Origin of the sequence: Streptomyces beijiangensis (genome assembly GCF_017315755.1) — a bacterium.
Classification (GTDB): Bacteria; Actinomycetota; Actinomycetes; order Streptomycetales; family Streptomycetaceae; genus Streptomyces; species Streptomyces beijiangensis.
Genome location: NZ_JAFLRJ010001115.1, coordinates 1 through 283 on the forward strand (window position 1 = coordinate 1; position 283 = coordinate 283).

Here is a 283-nt window from a genome sequence, read left to right on the forward strand (position 1 = left end):
GTGCGGGCCTCGGTCTGGCGATCGTGCGCGGCATCGTGGAGGCCCATGCGGGCCGCGCAGCCGTCCGTAACGTCACGGGCGGCTGCCGCTTCGAGGTCACCCTCCCCGCAGCCCTGACCTAGCGAATTCGGCCATTCCCTCGTCGAACCCGACCTCCGGCTTCCAGCCGAGCTCGGCCGTCAGACGCTCCGACGACGCCGTGATGTGGCGTACGTCGCCGAGCCGGTAGCCGCCGGTGACGACGGGGTCGGGGCCGCCGTGTGCCCGGGCCAGCGCGCCGGCC

At 74.2% G+C, this 283-nt stretch carries 1 protein-coding gene and 1 pseudogene; one reads left to right on the top strand and one right to left on the bottom strand.

The genetic code is table 11. The features are described 5' to 3' along the window. A partial coding sequence (locus J0695_RS44855) for an ATP-binding protein (protein ID WP_372445933.1) occupies positions 1–122 on the top strand: 122 nt, incomplete at its 5' end. On the opposite strand, the pseudogene J0695_RS40795 reads toward J0695_RS44855, so the two are convergent. Beyond that, a pseudogene (locus J0695_RS40795) lies at positions 97–283 on the bottom strand (NAD-dependent dehydratase); the annotation flags it as partial. The gene J0695_RS44855 and the pseudogene J0695_RS40795 overlap by 26 nt on opposite strands.